General features: G+C 66.3%; 15 protein-coding genes. 5 read left to right on the top strand and 10 right to left on the bottom strand.

Annotation, left to right across the window (positions count from 1 at the left end):
* Window positions 1-229 precede the first annotated feature (229 nt).
* On the top strand, window positions 230-3,094 hold the full coding sequence (locus ACEN98_RS21860; RefSeq protein ID WP_413387057.1) for a TonB-dependent receptor: 2,865 nt from the start codon (window positions 230-232) through the stop codon (window positions 3,092-3,094).
* Between the two features lie 75 nt (window positions 3,095-3,169).
* Here ACEN98_RS21860 and ACEN98_RS21855 read toward each other — a convergent pair whose 3' ends face one another.
* Genes ACEN98_RS21855 through ACEN98_RS21835 form a run of 5 tightly spaced genes read right to left on the bottom strand, consistent with a single transcriptional unit; the run spans window position 3,170 to window position 10,754 of the window.
* Window positions 3,170-3,364 carry a hypothetical protein gene (locus ACEN98_RS21855; RefSeq protein WP_413387056.1) on the bottom strand — a complete coding sequence of 65 codons (195 nt, stop codon included), beginning with the start codon at window positions 3,362-3,364 and terminating at the stop codon, window positions 3,170-3,172.
* Window positions 3,365-3,405: 41 nt separating this feature from the next.
* Entirely contained in the window at window positions 3,406-4,209 is an 804-nt protein-coding gene (locus tag ACEN98_RS21850) for a hypothetical protein (RefSeq protein ID WP_413387055.1), read from the bottom strand.
* 14 nt (window positions 4,210-4,223) lie between these two features.
* The gene (tldD, locus tag ACEN98_RS21845; RefSeq protein ID WP_056123277.1) at window positions 4,224-5,684 is read right to left on the bottom strand and encodes a metalloprotease TldD; all 1,461 of its coding nucleotides are present in this window, start codon (window positions 5,682-5,684) and stop codon (window positions 4,224-4,226) included.
* 43 nt (window positions 5,685-5,727) lie between these two features.
* Window positions 5,728-6,528 carry a carbon-nitrogen hydrolase family protein gene (locus ACEN98_RS21840; RefSeq protein ID WP_413387054.1) on the bottom strand — a complete coding sequence of 267 codons (801 nt, stop codon included), beginning with the start codon at window positions 6,526-6,528 and terminating at the stop codon, window positions 5,728-5,730.
* Entirely contained in the window at window positions 6,525-10,754 is a 4,230-nt protein-coding gene (locus ACEN98_RS21835; RefSeq protein WP_413387053.1) for a YhdP family protein, read from the bottom strand. The genes ACEN98_RS21840 and ACEN98_RS21835 overlap by 4 nt, the downstream gene beginning before the upstream one ends.
* Before the next feature lie 290 nt (window positions 10,755-11,044).
* On the opposite strand from ACEN98_RS21835, the gene glnE reads away from it, so the two are divergent.
* From glnE to map, 3 genes are all read left to right on the top strand, one after another.
* Window positions 11,045-13,801 (top strand): bifunctional [glutamate--ammonia ligase]-adenylyl-L-tyrosine phosphorylase/[glutamate--ammonia-ligase] adenylyltransferase, encoded by a 2,757-nt coding sequence (gene glnE / locus ACEN98_RS21830; RefSeq protein WP_413387052.1) that lies wholly within the window; start codon window positions 11,045-11,047, stop codon window positions 13,799-13,801.
* Window positions 13,802-14,486: 685 nt separating this feature from the next.
* Window positions 14,487-17,354: a TonB-dependent receptor plug domain-containing protein gene (locus ACEN98_RS21825; protein ID WP_413387051.1), complete on the top strand. Its 2,868-nt coding sequence runs from the start codon at window positions 14,487-14,489 to the stop codon at window positions 17,352-17,354.
* A 102-nt stretch (window positions 17,355-17,456) separates the two neighbouring features.
* Entirely contained in the window at window positions 17,457-18,224 is a 768-nt protein-coding gene (gene map / locus ACEN98_RS21820; RefSeq protein WP_413387050.1) for a type I methionyl aminopeptidase, read from the top strand.
* A 121-nt stretch (window positions 18,225-18,345) separates the two neighbouring features.
* Here the strand turns inward: map and gap are convergent, their stop codons facing one another.
* Together gap and tkt are read right to left on the bottom strand one after the other, a co-directional pair.
* Window positions 18,346-19,356: a type I glyceraldehyde-3-phosphate dehydrogenase gene (gene gap, locus ACEN98_RS21815; RefSeq protein ID WP_259448910.1), complete on the bottom strand. Its 1,011-nt coding sequence runs from the start codon at window positions 19,354-19,356 to the stop codon at window positions 18,346-18,348.
* A gap of 95 nt (window positions 19,357-19,451) precedes the next feature.
* Window positions 19,452-21,485 (bottom strand): transketolase, encoded by a 2,034-nt coding sequence (gene tkt, locus ACEN98_RS21810; RefSeq protein ID WP_413387049.1) that lies wholly within the window; start codon window positions 21,483-21,485, stop codon window positions 19,452-19,454.
* An 84-nt stretch (window positions 21,486-21,569) separates the two neighbouring features.
* On the opposite strand from tkt, the gene ACEN98_RS21805 reads away from it, so the two are divergent.
* The gene (locus tag ACEN98_RS21805; protein ID WP_413387048.1) at window positions 21,570-22,295 is read left to right on the top strand and encodes a 16S rRNA (uracil(1498)-N(3))-methyltransferase; all 726 of its coding nucleotides are present in this window, start codon (window positions 21,570-21,572) and stop codon (window positions 22,293-22,295) included.
* Window positions 22,296-22,302: 7 nt separating this feature from the next.
* Here the strand turns inward: ACEN98_RS21805 and ACEN98_RS21800 are convergent, their stop codons facing one another.
* The 3 genes from ACEN98_RS21800 to ACEN98_RS21790 form a co-directional block, all read right to left on the bottom strand.
* Window positions 22,303-23,310, bottom strand: a complete 1,008-nt coding sequence (locus ACEN98_RS21800; protein ID WP_413387047.1) for an NADP-dependent oxidoreductase — start codon at window positions 23,308-23,310, stop codon at window positions 22,303-22,305.
* A 3-nt stretch (window positions 23,311-23,313) separates the two neighbouring features.
* Window positions 23,314-24,117: an oxidoreductase gene (locus ACEN98_RS21795; protein ID WP_413387046.1), complete on the bottom strand. Its 804-nt coding sequence runs from the start codon at window positions 24,115-24,117 to the stop codon at window positions 23,314-23,316.
* A 64-nt stretch (window positions 24,118-24,181) separates the two neighbouring features.
* The gene (locus tag ACEN98_RS21790; protein WP_413387045.1) at window positions 24,182-24,796 is read right to left on the bottom strand and encodes a TetR/AcrR family transcriptional regulator; all 615 of its coding nucleotides are present in this window, start codon (window positions 24,794-24,796) and stop codon (window positions 24,182-24,184) included.
* Window positions 24,797-24,820: the final 24 nt, after the last annotated feature.

The following is a 24,820-nucleotide window of genomic DNA, read 5'->3' as shown; positions in this document are numbered from 1 at the left end:
TTGACTATAACAACATTGCTGCGACGTTGGCAAGACTTTATTTGGCCTGTGATCTGTCGGTTACGGTTGCCTATACAGGCGATCGGTTGCATCAACCCGACATCTTTTCCGCCGTGCCGGACACGCTTGAGAGATGTCAGTTGCCCCTTTATGCAAGATGCAAAAGTCGCAACGAGCCCCGGATGATGCGCACCGGGTCGATTATCCCTCATCCTATTGGAGTCTGGACATGACTGAAACCCCGATATCCCGGACGATCCGACGCCTGTTCGCGGGCGGGGGCGCCATCGGCCTGGCGATCCTGGCATTGCCGGCGCCGGCCCAGGAAGCCGCACCGAAGCCCGTCCCGCGCGTCGAGATCACCGGCTCGAACATCCGCCGCTCCGAGGCTGAAACGGCGTCCTCCGTGATCACCGTCAACCGCGCCGACATCGAGCGTTCCGGCAAGGCCACCGTGGCCGAGCTGCTGCAGACGCTGGCCGTCGACAACCAGGGTTCCGTGCCTACCACCTTCGGCAACGGCTTCGCCGCCGGCGCCTCGGGCATCTCGCTGCGCGGCCTGGGCGCGGCGTCCACCCTGGTGCTGCTGAACGGCCGCCGCATGGCCCCGTACGGCCTCGCCGACGATGGCCAAAAGCAGTTCACGGACCTGAACGTGATCCCGACGGATGCCGTCGAGCGCGTCGAGGTGCTGAAGGACGGCGCGTCCGCCATCTACGGTTCGGACGCCATCGCCGGCGTCGTCAACATCATCCTGCGCCGCGACTTCCAGGGCAACACGGTGCGCTTCTCGCGCGGCGCCACCAACGACTGGGACGGCAAGCGCACGAACGTCGCCTTCACCAAGGGCGTCGGCAGCCTCGACACCGACCGCTACAACGTCCTGTTCAGCATCGAGTACAAGAAGTTCGACGAGATCTGGTACCGCGACCGCGCGGACCGCGACTGGATCGGCCGCAACGACCTGCGCCGCTGGGGCTATTCGGCCGACCAGGCGCTCGGCGGTACCGGCGCCATCCTGCCCGGCACCGGCACGGCCGGCAATGCCATCAACGGCAACGTGCGCAATCCGGCCGATCCGACCAATTACTACAACCGCGGCAACCTGGCCGGTCCCGGCTTCACCCGCACCTTCCCCGGCGCGGCCTGCTCCAACTTCACGAGCCACCCGCAGGGCGATCCCGGCGGCGGCTGCCTGATCGACGCCTCGATGCAGTACAACCAGATCGAGCCGAAGCAGGAAAACCTGAGCTTCTTCCTGCGCGGCACGATGCAGCTGGACCCGGCGCTCCAGCTGTACAGCGAGTTCAACTGGTACACGAGCCAGACGGACACCGCCACGACGCCCTCCTCCGTCAGCGCCTCCGTGGGCTTCCCGGGCGGGCCCGTGAACAATGCCGTCGTCCAGCTCGGTGCGAACCATCCGGACAACCCGTATTTCGGCACGGCCGCGCGGATCCGCTACCTGGCTGCCGACGTTGGGCCGCGCAAGTCCAGCATCGATTCCAACTTCCTGCGCTGGCTCGGCGGCGCCAAGGGCACGCACTACGGCTGGGACTGGGACTCGTCCCTGCTGTTCTCGCACAACCACGTCAACAACAACCAGAACGGCTTCCTGCAGCGCGACGTCGCCTTCGCCCTGCTCGATCCCACCCCCGCCAACATCGCGGCGGCGGCGGCGAACAGCCCGGCCTATGCGGCGCTACCGCTGGGTACCGTCTGGCGCATCGCCGAGAACGCGGGCCTGAATTCGCCCGCGGTGTACGCCGCGCTGTCGCCGACCATCGGCAACAGGGCCAACACGAAGATCGGCCAGATCGACTTCAAGGCCACGCGCGAATTCAGCGGCATTCCCTGGCTGGCCGGCAACCTGGGCCTGGCGCTGGGCACCGAGTTCCGCCACGAGATGACGGAACTGCTGCCCACCACCGGCACGGAACGGGGCAATGTCATCGGCCTGGGCTATTCCGCGTATTCCGGCGCCCGCAACGTGTTCGCGCTGTACGGCGAAGGCCTCGCGCCGCTGCCGTTCAACGTGGAAGCGTCGGCGGCCCTGCGCTACGACCACTTCACCGACGTCGGCAGTTCGTACACGCCGAAGTTCGGCCTGAAGTGGACGCCGGTGCGCGAATTTGCGCTGCGCGGCACGTTCGCGCGGGGCTTCCGCGCGCCGAGTCCGGCCGAGAACGGCGTCGGCGGCCTGGCCGCGTTCTCCACTGCGGCCGACCCCGTGCGCTGCGCCCTGGGCGTGACGAACGCCTGCAACCCGGCATCGGTGGCGCTGATCACGTCGCCCAACCCGAACCTGTCGCCGGAACGGTCGAAGAGCTACACGCTGGGCGTCATCTGGGACCCGCTGCCGCGCACGAGCATCTCCGTGGACTACTGGAAGATCAAGCGCAAGAACGAGATCAACCAGGAACAGGTCGACGCAGCCATCGCTGCCGGCAGCGTGGCGCGCGACCCGGGCAGCGTGAGCGGCATCCCGGGCGACCCGGGCCAGATCACGGCCGTGCTGACCCGCTACGTCAACTCCGCCCAGAGCAAGGTGCGCGGCCTCGACGTGGACGCGCGCTACAACCACCGCCTGCCGGAGGCCTGGGGCAATGCCACGTTCGACGTGAAGTACACGCACATCTTCGAATGGCTGCGCACCGAACGGGACGGTACGTCGCGCGAATTCGCGGGCACGCACGGCAACTGCGACGTGACGAACTGCACGGGCACGCCGGCCGACCGTGTCAACATGCGCTTCGGCTGGGACCGCAACAACCTGCGCGTATCGGCCAACGTGAACTACCGCGGCGTGCTGGAAAACCGCTTCTTCCGGGGCGACCCGAGCGGTTGTGCCGTGACCTTTGCCAACGGCGCCGACGCCCCGAACGGTTGCGAACTGGCGTCGTTCACGACGGTCGACCTGGTGGTGCGCTGGAAGCCGCAGCAGCGCTGGGAATTGTTCGGCTCGGTCCAGAACCTGTTCGACAAGATCGCGCCGCTCGACCCGCTGACGTATGGCGCACAAGCGTACAACCCGCTCGATTACGAGGGTGCGCGCGGGCGCTATTTCACACTGGGGGCGCGGTACTCGTTCTAGGACGCGACCTAAAACCATCGCCCCGGCGAAGGCCGGGGCCCAATTTCGTCGCGCAGCCGAAGTGCGTGCTTATCCTCAGTCACCCGGTCCTTCGCCAGGCATCGTGTCAGCCATCAGCCGCAGCTCTTCCGGCGTCAGCTCCTCCGGCTTCTTGCCTTCGAGGCCGTCGAAGTCGGAGGGCTGCTGCGCATCTTGCTGAGCCTCCGGCTGCGCGGGTGGTTGCCCCTGCTGTGCGTTGGTCTGCGGGGACTGTGCTTGATCGTTGGCCATGTTGCGCTCCTTGCGATGGTTAATCTGTCGGAGCCAGTGTGTCACAAGGGCGCATCCGATGGCGTCCGCATCGGCGCAAGCCGCTCGACCCTGATCCAGCCGCTCGCCTCGCGGCCCGTGCGCGGATTGCGGTACGCGACGTCCGCATAGTCGCCGTACGTGTGGATGACGGTCAGCACGTCGCCGGGAATGACGAACAGCTGCGGAAGCTTGCACTCGTCCAGCGGCGCGGTGTGGAACCAGGCGCGGCCGGTGCCGGTGATGACGCGCGCGGCCTGCCCGGCGGCCACCGGAAGCCAGCGCGAGGCGGCCGTCAGCTGGGCCGCTTCGCAGCGCGTGAGCACGTTGGTGAGTTCCTTCATGCGGTCCTGCATCCAGACGAACTCGTGCACCTGCGCCGTCGTCTCGTGCGCCAACTGTATGACCAGTCTGTCGCCCGCGCGACGGGCGCCGAACAGGGTCATGCAATCGCCGAACGGCTGCGACATCGTCGCCTCATCGCCGGGGCCAATTTGTAGCAGGGTGAAACGGTGATGGCAGTGCAGGCCCGGCAGGAAGGCGTCCGCAATCACATAGTCGGCGTCATCCTGTACGGAGAGCTTGACGAGGTTGGCATCGCCGTCGACCTGGCCGAGCGGCGCGCCGCGAAAGAGGATGTTGGAACTGTCCGCGTCAGCACCGGCGACGGTGCGCGTCTCGACCGGACCAAATCGGGTCGGAACGCTCGTGCGAGCGTCGGCTGCGGTGCACCACGGATGCATCGACACGACGAGCACGGCGAGGGCAGCCCGGATGAACAAACGCCCGCGCAGGGCGGGCGTCATGTTTGCAAAGGCACTCGCCATCGCTGCGGTTGACGTCAGGCCGTACCGCCGACGGTCACGCCGTCGATGCGCAAGGTCGGCTGGCCCACGCCCACCGGGACGCTCTGGCCTTCCTTGCCGCACACGCCCACGCCCGAGTCCAGGCGCATGTCGTTGCCGATCATCGAGATGCGGTTCATCGTGTCCGGACCGTTGCCGATCAGGGTCGCGCCCTTCACCGGGTACGTCACTTTACCGTCCTCGATCATGTAGGCCTCGCTGGCCGAGAACACGAACTTGCCGTTCGTGATGTCGACCTGGCCGCCGCCAAAGTTCACCGCATACAGGCCGTTCTTGACCGACGCCAGGATCTCGGCCGGGTCCTTGTCGCCGGCCAGCATGTACGTGTTCGTCATGCGCGGCATCGGCAGGTGGGCGAACGATTCGCGGCGCGCATTGCCGGTCACCGGCATCTTCATCAGGCGCGCGTTCATCGTGTCCTGGATATAGCCCTTCAGGATGCCGTCTTCGATCAAGGTCGTGCACTGGGTCGGGTTGCCCTCGTCGTCCATGTTCAGCGAACCGCGGCGGTCCTGCAGCGTGCCGTCGTCGACGACGGTCACGCCCTTCGCGGCGACGCGCTGGCCGATCATGCCGGCATACGCGGACGAGCCCTTGCGGTTGAAGTCGCCTTCGAGGCCGTGGCCGACGGCTTCGTGCAGCAGCACGCCGGGCCAGCCCGGGCCGAGCACGATGGTCATCGGACCGGCCGGGGCCGGACGCGCTTCCAGGTTCACGAGAGCCGACTGCACGGCTTCGCTGGCGTATTTCTCCAGCAGTTCGTCGCTGAAATAGTTGTAATCGTAACGACCGCCGCCGCCCGACGAGCCCATCTCGCGCCGGCCGTTCTGCTCGGCGATGACGGTGACGGACACGCGTACGAGCGGACGGATGTCGGCCGCCAGCACGCCGTCGCTGCGCACGACGAGCACGACGTCGTACTCGCCGGCCAGGCCGGCCATCACCTGCACGACGCGCGGATCTTTTGCACGTGCGATCTTTTCCACACGCTCCAGCAGCGCAACCTTCGCGGTGGCGTCGAGCGAGGCCAGCGGGTCATGCGGCAGGTACAGCGAGCGGCCGCCGGACGGCTGGACGTTCGCTGCAACCTTCACGCGGCCGGCGCCCGCGCGCGCGATCGTGCGCGTGGCCGCGGCGGCGTCCAGCAGGGCGGCCTGCGAAATTTCGTCGGAGTAAGCGAAAGCGGTCTTGTCGCCCGACACGGCGCGCACGCCGACGCCCTGGTCGATCGAAAAACTGCCGCTCTTGACGATGCCCTCTTCCAGGCTCCAGCCCTCGCTCTTGGTGAACTGGAAATACAGGTCGGCATAGTCGACCTTGTGCGTGAACATGGTCCCCAGCGTCGTGATCAGCTTGCCTTCGTCGAGGCCGAATGGCGTCAACAGGACGTCGCGCGCGACAGCGAGGGAGGAGAGATTCGGTTCGAATGGAGTCATTGCGTCAGGTCTTTCTGATAGGGATGGGGCATTGTGCCATACCTTAAAGTTTGCGGTGTTTCAGTGCCGGCAAACTCTCGCGCACCTTCGCGATGTACGCGGGATCGATCGCGCCGCTGACGACGCCCTCGCCTTCCGGCAACACGTCCTTCACCTCGCCCCACGGGTCGATCAGCATGCTGTGGCCGAACGTGCGGCGGCCGTTCACGTGCGTGCCGCCTTGCGCGGAGGCCAGCACGTAGCACTGGTTTTCGATGGCGCGGGCGCGCAGCAGCACTTCCCAGTGCGCAAGACCCGTCGTGTGCGTGAACGCGGCCGGCACGACGATCAGCGCGCAATCGCCCATCGCGCGGAACAGTTCCGGGAAGCGCAGGTCGTAGCAGATGGCCAGGCCGACCTTGCCGAACGGCGCGTCGAAGCCGCCGACCGTCTCGCCCGGTACGATGGTGCGGGCCTCGTCGTACGATTCGCTGCCTTTATTAAAACCGAACAAGTGGATCTTGTCGTAGCGGCCGACATGTTGCCCGGCCGGATCGTAGACGAGCGTCGTGTTCAGCACGCGCCCGGCGTCGCTGGACACGAGGGGCAAGGTACCGCCGATGAGCCAGATACGGTGCTCGCGCGCCTGTCCGGCCAGGAAATCCTGGATGGGGCCGTGGCCCGGCTGTTCCGCGCGGGCGACCTTGTCCGTGTCCGTCATGCCCATGATGGGCCAGTATTCCGGCAGCGTGACCAGTTGCGCGCCGCGCGCGGCGGCGTCCGCGATCAATCGGCGCGCGGTGGCAATGTTCTCGTCCACATTGGGCGTGGACACCATCTGTACGGCAGCGACGGTCGTCTTCATTTGCTTCCCTTCTTGTCCTTGTTGCGGTCCTGCGCGGCCGCTTTCTCGGCGGCGGCGTTCACGGCCGGCGAATTGTCCAGCTTGACGATGTGCGGCGACTTCCACGGTCCCGTCACCTGCATGTGGTAAGTCAGCGCCTTCATGACGGGCGCGCGCAGGAACAGCTGGGCCAGGAAGCTGCCGAGGCCGATCACGGGGTTCACCGCGAGGCCGTACACGAGCGAGCTGGTGCCGAGATTGAATTCCGGGATCACGACGACGTGCAGGTTCGTCGATTCGTGCGCGATGTCGGCCGTGCCGTCCATCAGCACCGTCGCCGCCACGCCATGCATCTTGAGATTGTCCGTGCGCACGACGCCGCGCGTGATCATCGCGTTCGCCGTGATGCCGTCGAAGGCGAGGCCTTCCGAGAACACGTCGTGGAAGTCGAGCTTCAGCATGCGCGGCAGCATCTGCAGGCTCAGCACGCCCAACAGCTTCGCGGCACCCGGATCCTGCTTGAGGAATTGGCCATCCTCGACATTCATCTGGATCTGACCCGACAGGCTCGGAATGTCGAGCGAGTACGGCAGGCCGGCCCACGAGATGTCGCCGGACAGCGAGCCCTTGCCGTGGCGCAGCGTCTCCGGGAAACCCAGGCGGTCCAGCAGGCGGCCGGCGTCGCTGATGTCGAGCGTGAAATTGAGCGCCGTGTTGCTCTTGCCGTCGCGCGTGAGCCAGCGGCCGTTCGCCTTCAGCTGGCCGTCCGGATTCGTCAGCGCCAGCTTTTCGATGCGCCATTCGCGCCCGGCCAGCGCCTGCGCATTGCTGGCCACGAGTTCCAGGCGGCCGAACTGCTTGTTGAACAGCTCGAAGCGGTCGGCCACGATGTCGAGGGCCGGGATGCTGGCGCTGGCGCCCTTGTTCGATTCGAGCAGGTCCTTGACTTCGTTCGCGGACGATTCCGGGATCACGAGCGACGCCAGGCGCGCCGTCACCTTGCCCAGGCCCTGGCCCGATTCGGCCCACGTGACGTAGCCGACGACCTGGCGCGAATCGATGCTGGCCTGCCACGTATTGTTCTGGTGCGTGGCGCCGACGACGACGTCGCGCAGCGCCCGCTCGCCGATGATCAGTTCGCCGGCACGGGCGGCCACGATGTCCGGCACGACGTACTGGGCCATGCCGCCGCCGGTTTCAGTGGACGCAGCCGGCGCCGCCTCGCCCGGTCCGGCGATGTCGGCCGCCGCCGCGAGCCAGCGGTCGACGTTCAGCGCCTTCATGTTCACGTTGATCATCATGCCGCTGTCCGGCTCGGGCGCCGGCACGTTGACGCCGATGCCGCCCCGCTTGACGATCCACGGGCCGTGCGGCTGGCGCTCGCGCACGTATTTCGCGGCCGCGATATTGCCCAGCTGGATGCGGATGTCGTCGTGGCCCACGCCATCCACGCCCGTCGGCTGGCCCGTGAGGACGAAGTGCAGCGGCAGCGCGTCCGGCGCGGGCTTGTTCAGCGGCGCCGGCAGTTCGATGCCGAGGCCGGCCAGGTTGGTGTCGAGGATGATCTGGGTCTGGCGGTCCTTCACCGTGACGGTGCCGCCGAAGCGTGCGCCGCCGGACAGTTTATTGCCCAGGCGCTGCAGCGCCGGCAGGGAACGCGTCTGGCGCATGCCCTCGGCCGTGGCGCTGCCGGCCATGCGGATCTGGATGCTGCCGTCGCGCTGGGTGCCACCGGACAATTGCAGCGGCCCACCCAGGAAGCTGGCGCCCACGCCGTTCAGGTTCACGCCGTGCTCGGAAAACTCGATGCGGCCCAGCGCGGCCTCGATCGGCGGCAGGTCGGGGAACAGCACGACCTCGTTGTTCTGCAATTGCAGCGCGCCCTGCACCTTCGCATCGTGCAGGTTCGCGAGCGGCAGGTGCAGCTTCAGGCCCAGCTTCGCCGGGCCGGTCCCCTTGGTGTCCTCGGTGAAATGGCCGATCCATTCGAGCACGGGGCTGGCCGCCACGTAGTGCAGGAACTCGGGCAGCGGGCCGGCGGCCGTGCCGTCGATGTCGAGCATCATCTCGTGGATGCCCAGCTCGGGAATCACGGCCTTCACGTTCGACAGGGCGATGCCCTGCGTGCGTGCCGTGTCGGCGTGGATGTCCATGCGGGCGCGGTCGAACACGATGGACCCGTCGATGTTTTCCAGCAGCGGCCACAGCGGCGTCTTGCCGTCGGCCGCCTTGTGGCCGGGTGCGTACTCGAGCTTGCCGTCCTCGATGCGGCCGCCGACGCGGAACTCGCCCTTGGCGCGCTGCACGGCATTCTCGGCGCGGAACGGGAAGTGAGCCAGGTCGCCGCGCAGGCGCAGGCGCGCGTCGTGCAGCATGCCGCCCTGGAGCGCACCCGTCAGCCATTCGCGCAGGCCTTCCGGCGTCGCGAGCGGCAGCCAGCGGCCGATGCTGCCGATCTCGAAATTGTCGACCGTGCCCGTGAAGTCGGCATTGCCCGGCCCCTGGCCGGCTTTCAACGACAGCACGTGGCGGCCCGTCAAGCTCGCCTTCAGCGCGCCCTGGGTCAGGTTCAGGCTGTCGACGTCGACGGCCAGCTGCTCGTCCGCCAGCTGCGTCCAGCGTGCGTGCAGCGCAAATTGATCGAACGGCATTTCCGGATCGGCGAACCAGGCCGGCAGCGCCAGCACGAGCTTGTCGGAATCGATGTCGACGCTGCCGCCATGGTCGCTCGCGTCGATGCGACCCGACAGATTCCTGAAACCCGGCAGCGCGGGGCGCGCGGGCTGGGCCGGGTGACCATCGGTTGCGGCGAGCTCGGCGCGCGCCGCCAGCGGATTCATGCCGAGGTTCTCGACGTCGCCGCGCACACGGTAGCCGGCGATGTGCGGGAAGCGGCCCTGCCATTCGACGTCGGCGTCGTTGATGCGGCCGCGCGGCGCCAGTTCCGTCAGCAGCTGGCGCTGCGCCGGCGCGATGGGCAGTTGCACGGCCAGCGCGGCCAGCGCGCCCACGTCCAGCTGTTCGGCGCGCACTTCGAACCGTTCCGGCTGGGTGCGCGTGGCGGGGCGCCACGACTCGTTCAGGGTGGCCGGCGGCAGCACGACGCCGCCTTCCGTGACGACGGAGAAATTTTCCAGGCCGATCGCATGGCCCAGCGCGCCGAAGGTCGGCTTGCCGTCGTCCACGTTCGGCGCGATGGTCTCGCTGGCCGACAGCCGGCCCGATACGCGCGACAGGGCCAGCGGCGGCGTGTCCGGGCCGAGGCGCGCGCTGACGCCGGCCAGCGCCAGGTCGGCCGTGAACCCGGCCAGGCGGGCGTGGTCGAAGTCGAGCCAGGCGCGCACGGAGCCGCGGCCTTCCTGCAGGGTGAACGGATAATCGACGTACTGCTTCCAGGCGGCGAGGTCGGTGTTGCGCAGGTCGGCATACACCTGGCCTTTCCAGCGCCTTGCATCGGACGGCTTGGCGCCGAACGGCGGGTGGGAGAAGCGCGCGCGCAGGTCGAGCGGGTCGCCCGCGCCCGCCGGCGGCGCGGCCTTCAGGGCGAAGCGGTGCGTGGTCCAGCGGTTCTGCAGCACGAGGGTCACGTCCGACAGCGCGAGCGTGGGCGCGGCGCGCAGTTCGTCCGTCCACGTCAGGCGGCCTTCGCGGATCACGACCTCGTGCTGGCGCAGCAGCCAGTCGGCGCCGCCGCCCTCTTCCTTTTTATTGGGATCGATGCGCACACCCGCGACGGCGATGATGCCGTCCGCACTGCGCCGCACGTCCAGTTCCGGCCGGTTGATTTCCAGCGCCTCGAACCGGGGTTCGGCCGCCACCACGGACCACCACGACACGGTGGCGGACACGGACGGCAACGCCAGCAGCTGGCGCCCGGCGCGGTCGTGCAGGCGCAGGTCGCCCAGGTACAGGTTCGGGCGCAGGCCGCGCCACGATGCGTAGACGCGCGCGATGGTCACCTGGTTGCCCAGCGCGCGGCTGGCGGCCTTTTCGATGTCGGGCTTGTAGTAATCGATGTTCGGCAGGACTGCGTAGCGCAGCACCAGGAACAGCACCGTGAACGCGAAGTAGACGAGCAGGACGGCCTTGATCGTGAAGCCGAGCACATGATGCGACGCGAGGTTCGCATAGCGGTAGCAGGCACGCGCGCGGGCCCAGCGCTCCACCAGCGGCAGCGCGTGCGTCTGGGGGTGCGCCTGCTCATGCGCGTTGGGCTCGCGCTGCGCCTGCGGTTCCGGGTTGTGCATCAATAGCGTCAAAAGACTCGCCGAGTGTCAGGGACCTCGCAAACCTGTTGCGCGTTGCAGATTCGGCCTGCGATGCTCGCTGTACATCCGTACAGCTGCGCTTCTCTGCCAAATCTGCCGCCGCTCACGACGGTTTTCGAGGTGCCTTGTTGTTAATCTGTAAATAAAAGAGAGCGCTTGCAACATCCGCGGCGTCTACCTTAACATCGTGCTGACCCAGGGCAGCATGGCGGGCAATTTTACCCCATAGCAAGCGTCCCGAAACGCACAACTCGTCTGGAATTCGCCTCATGCTCCATGCTTTCCCTTTCCAAGCTTCTTCGCAGTCGGCCGCGCAGATGTCGCGCTATTACCAACGCTGGCTCGCCGCCGATCCGGCCCGTGCCGGGCGCGTCGATACCCTGTCCGCATTATCGCTGGCCTCCCTCGATTTCGGCGCAGCGCTGGCGACCGAGGCCGCTTCTGGTCCCAACGGCACGGTCCTGCCGACAACGCGGGCCATGCGCAGGCTGCGCAACCTGCTCATCTGCACCATCATCCGGCGCGACCTCGACGGCCAGGCCGACCTGGACGAAGTCGTGACGGCCATGAGCCGCTTCGCCGATTTCGCCGTCCAGACCCATCTGGCCGAGCTGATGGCGGAGATGACCGCGCTGCACGGCGAGCCGGTCGGCGCCGATTCCGGCCGTCCCCAGCAGATGATGGTGCTGGCGATGGGCAAGCACGGCGGCGGCGAACTGAACGTCTCGTCGGACATCGACCTCATCTTCGTCTACCCCGAGGACGGCGATACGAAAGCCGGCCCCGGCCAGAAATCCCTGTCCAACCACGAATTCTTCGTGCGCCTGGGCCGCAAGCTGATCGCCGCGCTGTCCGAAGTCACCGAGGACGGTTTTACGTTCCGCGTAGATATGGCACTGCGTCCAAACGGCAAGTCGGGCCCGCTCGTGGCGAGCCTGAACATGGTCGAGGACTACCTGATCGTACAGGGGCGCGAGTGGGAACGTTATGCGTGGGTCAAGGCGCGCGCGGTCACCGGCGATCCGGCCGACATCGCGGCCCTCGACGCCATCGTGCGGCCGTTCGTGTTCCGGCGCTATCTCGACTTCGGCGTGATCGACGCGATCCGCACCATGCACGCCCAGATCCGCGCCGAGGTCAACCGCCAGGAGCGCCTGCATCCGGAGCGCAACCAGAACGTCAAGCTGGGCCGCGGCGGCATCCGCGAGATCGAATTCCTCGCGCAAGTGTTTCAATTGATCCGCGGCGGCCGCGACCCGGCGCTGCGCGAGCGTTCCACGCGCAAGACCTTGCGCCTGCTGGCCGAGCGCGAACTGCTGGCCGCAGACACCGTCGAGCAATTGCTTGAAGCTTATACATTCCTGCGCAACCTGGAGCACCGCCTCCAATACCTGGAAGATGCCCAGACACACACGATGCCCGTCGCGCCGGAGGACCGCAACACCGTCGCGCGCATGATGGGCATGGCCGACGAGGCCGAACTGCTGGCACGGCTGGACGCGTGGCGCGCGTTCGTCGCCGCCCAGTTCGACGCGATCTTCGCCGACAAGGCGGCAGGCAGCGAGCCCGTCGACCCGGACGCGCTGCTGACCGATCCGGACAACCGCGACGCCATCGCCGACCGCCTCGCGAGCCTCGGCTTCGACGATCCGCAGGCCGGCGCGAACCGCCTGATCGCCACATGGCAGGCGCCCAAGCTGCAGACGTTGCCGGAAGCGAGCCGCCACCGCCTCGTCGCCCTCGTCAACACGGCGCTGACGCAGATCCCGAACGTCGTCGCGCAGGCGGGTGCCGGCAGCCACGCGGCCACGCTGGGCCGTTTGCTCGATTTCTTCGAAGCCATTGCACGCCGCTCCGCGTACCTGTCGCTGCTGACGGAATATCCGCACACGCTGGAGCGGGTGCTCCGCATGATCAACGCGTCCGGCTGGGCCGCCACGTTCCTCACCCAGCACCCGATCCTGCTGGACGAGCTGCTGGACGACCGCGGCAACGCGGCCGAGGATCTGCCTTCGCTGGCGGCGAGCCTCGCGGCCCAGCTCGACGCGGCCACGGGCGATACCGAGCGCCAGCTCGACATCCTGCGCGAAGCCCACCACGCCCAGATGTTCCGCCTGCTGGCGCTGGATCTCGCCGGAGAACTGTCCGTCGAACGCCTGGCCGACCACCTCTCCGCGCTGGCCGACCTGATCGTGTGCGAGGTCGTGCGCCGCGCCTGGCGCACGATCGCGTCCCGCCACGTGGAAGTGCCGCGCTTCGCCGTGATCGCCTACGGCAAGCTGGGCGGCAAGGAACTGGGCTATGTGTCCGACCTGGACGTCATCTTCCTGTTCGACGACGACGACGACATGGCGCCCTCGAACTACGCCAAGCTGGCCCAGCGCTTCATCACGTGGATGACGACGCATACGCCGGCCGGCATCCTGTTCGACATCGACACGGCGCTGCGGCCGGACGGCGCGTCCGGCATGCTCGTGTCGTCCGTGGGGGCGTTCGAACGCTACCAGCAATCCTCCGCGTGGCTGTGGGAGCACCAGGCCCTCACGCGCGCCCGCTTCTGCGCGGGCGACACCGGCATCGGCGCCCGCTTCGAGGCGATCCGCGAACAGGTGCTGCGCCAGGACCGCTCGGGCCGCGAAGCCGAACTGCGCGAGGAAGTCGTCAAGATGCGCCAGCGCATGCGCGACGCGCACCCGCCCCGCGACGAACGTTTCGACCTGAAGCACGACGAAGGCGGCATGATCGACATCGAATTCATCGTGCAATACCTCGTGCTGCGCCATGCGGCCGCGTATCCGCAGCTGACGGCGAACGTCGGCAATATCGCGTTGCTGAAGCTGTGCGGCACGCTGGGCCTCATCGACATGGCCCTGGCCGATGGCGCCGCCGTGGCGTACCGCGCCATGCGCAAATTGCAGCACCAGGTCCGCCTGCAGGGCCAGGAAAATGCTCGCGTGGAACGCAGCCTCGTCGCGAAACATGCCGATGTCGTCGTGCGGCTGTGGCACGACTGCTTCCACGTCTGACGCTATCCCGAGCGTATTATTTCGCTCGGGAATTTGCTATTCCTTAACTTTTCCTCGCGAACATATTTACGGCTTGATTCTCGTCAATACATAAGCCACCGGTATGACTAACGTTGCATGATCTGCAGCAATGTCTACATCGGAGACTCAATGTCACAACGAAAGAGAATCGCATTGGCCGTGCCCCTGGCGTCGCACTACTGCAGCGGCGCACCCGTCGACCCGCAGCGGCCGATCGGTCCCCTGTCCACGTGCGCGACAACCAGTCGTTTTGACCTTTCAAGAAATTTTGCCTGTTGTACAAATGTAACAGTCTAAAAAGCGTGCAAATCCTCTTGCACCAATCTGATGCATTCCTGCCGTAAAAGAATGTTGCACTTATTCCAGCGATCTGTAGGGGGTTCTACGCCCAAACCGATGCTTTCGGCATAGATTCATGTCTGTACACAATATTTGTTGCCGTAAATATGGGCAACTCTGTTGATTTTATTGTAATTACGCAAACTCGCAACACCCACAAATATGCATCCTTGAACATTGACAGGCTGCCACGGTGGATGCTTCCATTGCCAGCTTGAAAAAAAATGTTAACCACATTGCTTTCAAAACAGTCGCTTTGCAGCGACGGCCTCACACGGCTGCTGCTACCCAGTTCGCCGTGCCCTAACCTAGGAGTTTTGTAACCATGATGGAAAAAGTCTTGTCCCGCTCGATCCGCCTGATCTGCCTCGGCGGCGTCGCGCTCGGGATGCACGCGGCTTACGCGCAAGAGACCCAATCGGCGCCCCTGCAGCGCGTCGAAGTGACCGGCTCGCGCATCCGCCAGGTCGACCTGGAAACGGCACAACCGATCCAGGTCATGACCCAGGAACAGATTCAAAAGACGGGTCTCGTGACCGTCGGCGACATCCTGAACCAATTGTCTTCCGCCGGTACGCCGGACTTCGACCGCGGCGGTTCGCTGACGTCGAACCGTGAGAACGGCGGCCAGTACATCAGCCTGCGCAACCTCGGCTCGAACCGCCTGCTGGTCCTGGTGGACGGCAAGCGCTGGACCCAGTCCGTCGACGGCTATACCGACATGTCGACCATCCCGTCGGCCATGATCGAGCGCATCGAAGTCCTGAAGGACGGCGCCTCGTCGATCTACGGCTCGGACGCGATCTCGGGCGTGGTCAACATCATCCTGAAGAAGCGCATGGATGGTGGCCAGCTGAGCATCTACAGCGGCGCCAACGACAAGGCCGACGGCCGCGCGAAGGACTTCTCGCTGACCTACGGCGCCAGCTCCGACAAGGCGTCGCTGATGGTCGGCCTGTCGCACACCGAACAGGGCACCGTGTGGGCCCGCGACCGCGACATCACCAAATACCCGAAGGGCCCGGCTCACCCGACCGCCGGCCTGGGCGCAGGCCCGTGGGCTGAAGTCCTGCCGGCCAACGGCGATGCCTTCGACTACGTGCTGAACCACACCGGCGGCGCCGGCGGCAACGGTATGGGCACGGGCTCGGATCCGCGCAACACGGCCAACTACCACGACTGGAAGAGCAGCATCGTCGAGGACAAGTTCAACAGCGCCTCGCAGATGATGTTCCAGATGCCGAACCGCCTGGACACGCTGTTCACCAAGGGCACGCTGGAACTGCCGTACAACATGCAGCTGAGCACGACCGCGATGTATTCGCAGCGCCAGTCGTCCGCGCAGGTCGCGGGCTATCCGCTGCGCAGCGATGCACAGCCGAGCTACCCGGTCTACATCGACAAGGACAACTACTACAACCCGTTCGGTGAAGACCTGTACTTCATCCGCCGCACCGTCGAAGTGCCGCGCGTGACGGAAAACACCAACAACACGTTCCACGTCGACACCACCCTGTCGGGCAACTTCGACTGGCAAGGCAAGGCCTGGAACTGGGACGTGGGCTACAACCACAGCGCCGTCCGCGGCACGACCATGGGCACCGGCAACGTCAACCTGCTGAACCTGAAGAAGGCGCTGGGTCCGTCGTTCCTGAACGCCAGTGGCGTCGTCCAGTGCGGCACCGCGGCCTCGCCGATCCCGCTGGCTGAGTGCAAGCCGTTCAACATCATCGCCGGTCCGGGCGCAGCCAACAAGGAAACCCTGGACTACGTGATGTCGACCGGCCAGGCCACCTATGGCTCGACCATCAACAGCGCGACCGCCAACATCAGCGGCGAACTGCTGCAGTTGCCGGCAGGCATGCTGGGCGTGGCAGGCGGCGTCGAACACCGCGAAGTACGCGGCTACGACATCCCGGGCCAGTTCGAGCAATCGGGCTACTCGACCGACCTGGCCGGCAACTCGACCATCGGCAAGTACTCGGTGCGTGAAGCCTACCTCGAAACGAACATCCCGATCCTGAAGGGTGTGCGCTTCGCGGAACTGCTGAGCGTCGACCTGGCAACCCGCTACTCGGACTACAGCAACTTCGGCAACACCCACAACAGCAAAGCCAGCTTCATGTGGAAGCCGATCAAGGACGTGCTGGTCCGCGGCACGTGGGCACAGGGCTTCCGCGCACCGACCGTGGGCGACACGTTCGGCGGCGGCCAGCAGACCTACGACACGTACATGGACCCGTGCGACAGCCTGTACGGCCAGCGCGGCACGCCGGGCGTCGATGCACGCTGCACGGCGCAAGGCGCACGTCCGGGCTTCCGCCAGACCGACCAGACCAACACCCCGATCACCGACGCGGGCGGCGCACAGAGCGCCAACCCGTTCATGTCGGGCGCCGGCAACGCCTCGCTGCAGCCGGAACGCGCCAAGACGAAGACCTTCGGCTTCGTCTACAGCCCGGCCTTCCTGCCGGGTCTGTCGGGCTCGCTGGACTGGTACAACATCCGTGTCGACAACCTGATCACCGGCATCTCGGCCACCCAGGTCGCCGAATACTGCTACGTGCAGGGTGTTCAGTCGTTCTGCAACGCGATCAAGCGTGACCCGGTCACCGGCCAGATCACGAACCTCTCGCGCGGCAACGCCAACCTGGGCGCGCTGGAAACCGAAGGCTACGACCTGTCGTTCGCCTACCGCTTCAAGCGTGGTGCCTATGGCGCCTTCGGCGTGCGTTCGGACTCGACCTTCGTGACCAAGTACCGCACCAAGGCCGACAACACGGCCGACTGGGAAAGCTCGCTGGGCGAATACGACGGCAGCGGCGGCGTCGCCTACTACCGCGTGAAGTCGAACGTCGCGCTGGACTGGAGCCTGGGCAACTGGAGCGCCACCTGGACGGCCCGCTACTTCGGCGCGATGCGCGACAAGTGCTACAGCAGCACCGTGGAATGCTCGACCCCGCAAGGCCACGCCAACTGGGGTACCGGCTACAACAAGAAGGGTGCGATGGTCTACAACGACGTGAGCGTCGCCTACAAGACCTCGTGGAAAGGCCAGATCATGGTCGGCGCCAACAACATCTTCGACAAGGAACCGCGTACCACCGTGCTGGGTGCGTCGTCCTCGTCGGCTGTGGACGCCAACCTGCCGATCGACCGCTTCATCTACGTGCGTTACAACCAGGCCTTCTGATCACGCAAGTGACAGCCTGAACAATGCCCGCCGGGTTCGCCTGGCGGGCATTTTTTTTCGTGCATCGGCTATCATGAGCGATCGGTGCACACTCAACGAACCATGCCTATCAAACTCAAGACTGACAAAGACATCGCCAAGATGCGCGTCTCCGGCCGCCTGGCGGCCGAGGTGCTGGAAATGATCGCGGAATACGTCGTCCCCGGCGTCTCCACGGAAGAACTCGACCGCCGCTGCAACGAATACATCCGCAAGGTGCAGAAGGCCACGCCCGCCAACGTCGGCTACCACGGCTTTCCGAAGACCCTGTGCACGTCCGTGAACAGCGTCGTCTGCCACGGCATCCCCTCCCCCGCCGAGATCCTGCGGGACGGCGACATCGTCAACATCGACGTCACCGTGATCAAGGACGGCTGGCATGGCGACACGAGCCGCATGTACTTCGTCGGCACCCCAAGCCCGGAGGCAAAGAAACTCGTCGAGACGACGTACGATGCCATGATGGCCGGCATCCGCGCCGTGCGCCCGGGCGCGCGCCTGGGCGACGTGGGCCATGCGATCCAGAAGCTGGCGGAAGCCCAGGGCTATTCCGTCGTGCGCGAATACTGCGGCCACGGCATCGGCAAGGTCTATCACGAAGACCCGCAGGTGCTGCACTACGGCCGCCCGAACACCGGCATGCTCATCAAGGAAGGCATGACCTTCACCGTCGAGCCGATGATCAACCTGGGCGACGCCGACGTCGAACAGCTCGACGACGGCTGGACCGTCGTGACGCGCGACCGGTCGTTGTCCGCGCAGTGGGAACACATGATCGCGGTGACGAAGAACGGCTTCGAAATCCTGACGCCCTGGCCCAAGACGAAATAACGGTACGCGGACGTTGTGGTGGGCACGGGGTGCCCACCCTACGTGCGGCCGTAGGGTGGGCTCCCCGAGCCCACCAACAAAAAACGCTCCCGAGGGAGCGTTTTTCGTTGGGTGGTGCGGATTACTTGGCGTTCATCAGCGCCACGGTGGTGTCCAGCATGCGGTTGCTGAAGCCCCACTCGTTGTCGTACCAGGACGAGACCTTCACCAGGCGGCCCGACACCTTGGTCAGGGTCGCGTCGAAGTTCGACGAGGCCGGGTTGTGGTTGAAGTCGACCGACACCAGCGGCTCGGTGTTGTACGTCAGGATGCCTTTCAGCGCGCCTTCCGATGCGTCCTTCATCAGCTTGTTGATCTCTTCGACCGTCGTGTCGCGCTTGGCGATGAACGACAGGTCGACGATCGACACGTTGATGGTCGGCACGCGGATCGCGTAGCCGTCCAGCTTGCCGTTCAGTTCCGGCAGCACGAGGCCGACGGCGGCGGCGGCGCCGGTCTTGGTCGGGATCATCGACTGCGTGGCCGAACGGGCGCGGCGCAGGTCTTCGTGCATCACGTCGGTCAGGACCTGGTCGTTCGTGTAGGCGTGCACGGTGGTCATCAGGCCGTTTTCCAGGCCGATGGCGTCGTTCAGCGGCTTGACCAGCGGGGCCAGGCAGTTGGTGGTGCACGACGCGTTCGAGATCACGGTGTCGGTCGACTTCAGCACGTCCTGGTTCACGCCGAACACGATGGTGGCGTCGACGTCCTTGCCGCCCGGTGCCGAGATGATGACCTTCTTGGCGCCGCCTTTCAGGTGGGCCGAGGCTTTTTCCTTGGTGGTGAAGAAGCCGGTGCACTCCAGCACGACGTCCACGCCCAGCTCGCCCCATGGCAGTTCGGCCGGGTTACGCTGCGCGTACACGCGGATGCGGTCGCCGTTGACGATCATGTAGTCGCCGTCCACTTCGACGGTGCCCGGGAACTTGCCGTGGGTCGTGTCGTAACGGGTCAGATGGGCGTTGTGCTCGACGTTGCCGAGATCGTTCAGCGCCACGATCTGGATGTCCTGCTTCTTGCCGCCTTCGTAGAAAGCGCGCAGCACGTTGCGGCCGATACGGCCATAACCGTTGATTGCTACTTTGATCGTCATTTATTCACTCCTGATTAAAAAAATCCTAACACCGAAGCATAGCGTGAAACCCGCCGTACGGACAGTCTCCGTGTCCATACGGCGGTTGCAATCCATCAGGCCGGGAGGACCGATTTGACTTTGGCGACGACATTCTCGACCGTGAAGCCGAAGTGCTTGAACAGCACCGGGGCCGGAGCCGATTCGCCGAAGGTATCGATGCCCACCACGGCACCTTCCAGGCCGACGTACTTGTACCAGAAGTCCGTCACACCAGCCTCGACGGCCACGCGCGGGATGCCGCGGCCCAGCACGGCAGCCTTGTAGGCCGCGTCCTGGCGCTCGAACACGTCGGTCGACGGCATCGACACCACACGCACCTGGATACCCTGGCCAGCCAGGGTTTCGGCGGCTTTCACCGCCAGTTCCACTTCCGAACCCGTCGCGATCAGGACCGCGGCCGGATTCGCCACTTCGCGCAGCACGTAGCCGCCCTTGGCGATGTTCGCGACAGTCGCCGCGTCACGCTCCATGAACGGCAGGTTCTGGCGCGAGAAGATCAGCGTGGACGGACCGTCCTTGCGCTGGACGGCTGCGCCCCAGGCGACGGTCGATTCCGTCGTGTCGCACGGACGCCAGTTGTCCAGGTTCGGGATCAGGCGCAGCGACGAGACGTGTTCCACCGACTGGTGCGTCGGGCCGTCTTCGCCCAGGCCGATCGAGTCGTGCGTGAACACGAACAGCGAACGGATCTTCATCAGCGCGGCCATGCGCAGGGCGTTGCGGCTGTAGTCCGAGAACGTCAGGAACGTGGCGCCGAACGGGATGAAGCCGCCGTGCAGGGCGATGCCGTTCATCATGGCCGACATGCCGAATTCGCGCACGCCGTAGTTGATGTGGTTGCCCGGGGTGCCCGAACGCACGGGGATCGATTCCTTCCAGTTGGTCAGGTTCGAGCCGGTCAGGTCGGCCGAGCCGCCCAGGAATTCCGGCAGCACCGGGGCCAGCGCCTGGATCGCGTTCTGGCTCGCCTTGCGGGTCGCGATGGTTTCCTTCTTGTCGATGGTCGACGCGATGGCGGCGGCCAGCGTCTCTTCGAATTTGCCCGGCAGCTCACCCTTCATGCGGCGCTCGAATTCGGCGGCCAGTTCCGGGTATTGCGCGCGGTAGCCGGCGAACAGCTCGTTCCACGCGCCTTCGACGGCGGCGCCCTTCTGCTTCTGGTCCCAGGCTTCGTAGATCGGGGCCGGGATGTCGAACGGCACGGCGTCCCAGATCAGGTGCTCGCGCACCGCGGCGACTTCCTTCTCGCCCAGCGCGGCGCCGTGCACCTTGTCGCCGCCCTGCAGGTTCGGCGAGCCCTTGCCGATGATGGTCTTGCAGCAGATCAGCGTCGGGCGGTCCGACTGCTTGGCCTGCGCGATGGCCGCGTCCACGGCGGCGACGTCGTGGCCGTCCACGCCCGGGATCACGTTCCAGCCGTACGCTGCGAAGCGCTGCGGCGTGTCGTCCGTGAACCAGCCTTCCACCTTGCCGTCGATCGAGATGCCGTTGTCGTCGTACAGCCAGATCATCTTGTTCAGGCGCAGCGTGCCGGCCAGCGACGCGACTTCGTGCGAGATGCCTTCCATCAGGCAGCCGTCACCGACGAATGCGTACGTGTAGTGATCGACGATGTCGAAGCCCGGACGGTTGAATTCCTTTGCCAGCAGCCACTCGGCCAGCGCCATGCCGACGGCGTTGGCGATGCCCTGGCCCAGCGGGCCGGTGGTCGTTTCCACGCCCGGGGTGATGCCGACTTCCGGGTGGCCCGGGGTCTTGCTGTGCATCTGGCGGAAGTTGCGGATGTCGTCCATCGACAGGTCGTAGCCCGACAGGTGCAGCAGCGCGTAATGCAGCATCGAGCCGTGGCCGTTCGACAGCAGGAAACGGTCGCGGTTCATCCAGCCCGGATTGGCCGGGTTGTGGCGATAGTGGCCGTCCCACAGCGCAACGGCGATCTCGGCCATGCCCATCGGCATGCCGGGGTGGCCGGAATTCGCCTTCTGGACGGCGTCCATCGCCAGCGCACGAATTGCGTTGGCCATCAGGGTGGTGGTTTGCAGAGATTTCATGGATGTGTGGGTCTGAGGATAGGGAAGCGGTGGCACGAGCTGGCCTTAACCGGGTATTTTACCAGAGCATGACAACCTCGCTTTAAAATGCCGGCTCGTTAACGGTTCCGATTGCCATCCATGCCACGTTTTTACTGCCCCCAGCCCCTCATTCCCGGCAGCGTCGTCGACCTGCCGGAGGCGGTCGCCCACCACCTGCACGTCGTACGCCAGCAGAGCGGCGACGAGCTCGTGCTGTTCAATGGCGAGGGCGGCCAGGTGCGCGCGCGCCTCGCCGAGATCGGCAAGCGCCGCGCCAGCGCCGAGGTCATCGCGCTGGAAGCCGTCGACGTGGAGCTCCCCTTCCGCGTCACCTTGGCCCAGGGTTTGCCGGAGGGCAGCAAGATGGACTGGATCGTCGAAAAGGCGGTCGAGCTGGGCGCGGCCGGCATCATTCCGCTGGCGGCGCAGCGGTCCGTCGTGCGGCTGTCCGGTGACCGTGCCGACAAGCGGCTGGCGCACTGGCAGGGCGTCGTCGTCAGCGCGTCCGAGCAGTGCGGACGCAACCGGCTGGCCGACGTCGCGCCCGTGCAGGACGCGAACCGCTGGCTCGCGACGCCAGCCACCGGCACGCGCATCCTGCTCTCCCCGCGCGCGGACGCCTCGCTCGCGCAATGGGTGCGCGCGACGCCGCCGCAGGACGTCACCCTGCTCGTCGGGCCGGAAGGCGGATTCACGGACCAGGAAGAAGAGACGGCGCGGGCAGCCGGCGCGCTGGCGCTGTCGATGGGGCCGCGCGTGCTGCGCACGGAGACGGCCGGGCTGGCGGCGCTGGCGATCCTGGCGGCCGGCTGGGGCGGCATCTGACGGGGCGTCAGTCCGCGCTCATCCGGAGCACGACCTTGCCTTTCGCCCGCCCCTGTTCGAGATAGTCGAGTGCCGCCTTCGCGTCGGCGAACGGAAACACCTTGTCGATCACGGGGCGGATGCGTCCGGCTTCCACGAGGTCGCCGATCGCGACAAGCTGGGCACCATCCGGGCGCACGAACATGAAGGCATAGCTGGCGTCGCGTTGCCTGGCCAGGCGCCGGATCTTGTGGCTCAGCAGGCCGAACACGAATTTCATGATGAGGTTCATGCCGCGCGCGGCGGCGAAGGCCGGATCGGGCGGGCCGACCAGCGATACGACCCGGGCATGGGGGCGTACGATGCGCAGGGCCTGCTCCAGGCCGTCGCCCTTGATCGTGCCCAGCACGGCATCGTAACCCTGCAACACCCGCTCGAACGCCTCGCGCTTGTAATCGACGACGACGTCGGCCCCGAGCGCGCGCACCAGATCGACGTTGGCCGTGCTCGTCGTGGTGCCGACCGTCGCGCCGAGCTGCTTCGCCAGCTGGATCGCGAAGGTGCCGATGCCGCCCGACCCGGCAGGAATGAACACCTTCTGCCCCGGTTCGAGCCGCAATCGTTCCTTGAACGCCTGCCACGCCGTCAGGCCGACCATGGGCAGCGACGCCGCTTCGACGAAGCCGAGGTTCGCCGGCTTGCGGGCCGCCGCGCGTTCGGGCACGGCGACGAACTCCGCGAAACTGCCCCGGCCCAGGTCGAAGACGCTGGCGTACACGGCGTCGCCGACCTGGAACCGGGTCACGCGGCTGCCCACTTCCACCACCGTGCCGGCGAGGTCGCTGCCCATGATGGCCGGCAGGTCGAACTTGAGGATGGGCTTGAACATGCCGTTGGCGATCATGTTGTCGACCGGATTGAGGCCAGCGGCATGGACCCGGACGAGGATCTCGTCCGGCCGGATCGCCGGGCGGGCGACCTCGGCGAATGCCAACCCGTCGGCGCCGCCGTAGCGCTTGAGTATCAGTGCGTTCATCGATCAGGCCAGGTGCAGGTCTTTGCGCAGGCCCGCGTCCATCAGCGCGCTCGGGGCCAGGGTGCGCAGCAGGCGCAGGCGCTTCGCCAGCGTGCCGGCCGTGTAGCGCAGTTTCGGGCGGGGCGCCTGCGCGGCCTTGAGCACGGTGTCCGCCACCACGTCCGGCCCTTCGGCGCCGGCCATCAATTCCTTGAGGCGCGCGGAGACGGCGGCGCGGATGTCGCGATATGCGTCGAGCACGGCGTCGGGTTCCAGCAGGTTGGCGTCGAACGGGGTCTTCGTGTACGCCGGCTCGACGACGATCGAACGGATGCCCCAGTTGCGCAGCTCGTGGTCCAGCGATTCCGAATAGCCTTCGATCGCGTGCTTGGTGGCGGCGTACAGCGCGCCGTACGGCATCGGCAGGAAGCCGAGGACGGAGCCCATGTGGATGATGCGGCCCGCGCCCCGGCTGCGCATATGCGGCAGCACGGCGCGGGTCATGCGCACCACGCCGAAGACGTTGGTGTCGAAGATCGCTTGCGCCTGCTCCATGGAACTTTCTTCGGCACCGGCCGGGGCCACGCCGAAACCCGCGTTGTTGACCAGCAGGTCGATGCGCCCTTCCTTCCGCACGACGGTGGCGACGGCGTCCCGCACCGACTCGTCGCTGGTGACGTCCAGCGCGATCATCTCGACAGCGCGCCCGCCCTGCGCGCCACGGCGGCTCGTGCCGTAGACCTGGTAGCCGGCGCCGGAGAGTCGTTGCGCGACGGCGGCCCCGATGCCGGACGAGGCGCCCGTGACCAGTGCGATCTTGCTTTCCATGGTAGTTCTCCTGATTGAGTTAATATATATGACGATCATCATATTTGAGCGCAAAAAAAACGGCCTACGTGGTGGCGCCGGAAGGCAGCAACTGCTTCATGGCCGCGAGCCGCAACGTCTTCGACAGCTTCGGGTCGTCGACGGCCCGGGCGATCACGGCCGTGCCGACCAGCCCGCACACGAGCATCATCGCCCGCTCGTGCGCCTCCGGCTGGCCCCAGTCCGGCATCTGCCGGGCCAACAGGTCGATCATTTCCTTGATGCGGATGGTCGCCGCGTGCCGCACTTCCGGCGCCTGGCGCGGCATTTCCGAACCCAGCGCGGCGATCGGGCAACCCGTCTCGATGGCGCCGAGGTGTTCGTCGGACAGGTACGCCTCCATGATGCGCTGCAAGGCCTCCCCCGCCGGCGCGGCCGCCGCGATGCCGGCCGCCAACGCCACGGATTCGGCGCCCGCGCGGTCGCCGGCTTCCGCCAGCAGCGCGTCGCGCGACGCGAAGTGCGCGTAAAATCCACCGTGCGTCAGGCCCGCTTCCTTCATGATGTCGGCCACGCCCATACCGTCGTAGCCGCTGCGCCGGATCGCGCGCGCCGCGACCTCGACGATGCGCTCGTGGGTGGCTTCCTTGCGGCTTTGCGCGGACGACTTGTTCGATTTATTTCGCATGACGGTCATCATATCAGCAAATCGCCACCGGGGCGC

The sequence above is a fragment of the Massilia sp. CT11-137 genome, assembly GCF_047302885.1.
GTDB classification, from domain to species: Bacteria; Pseudomonadota; Gammaproteobacteria; order Burkholderiales; family Burkholderiaceae_D; genus Telluria; species Telluria orientalis.
The sequence above is the reverse complement of the archived record's forward strand: the minus strand, read 5'-3'. Positions and strand labels throughout refer to the sequence as shown.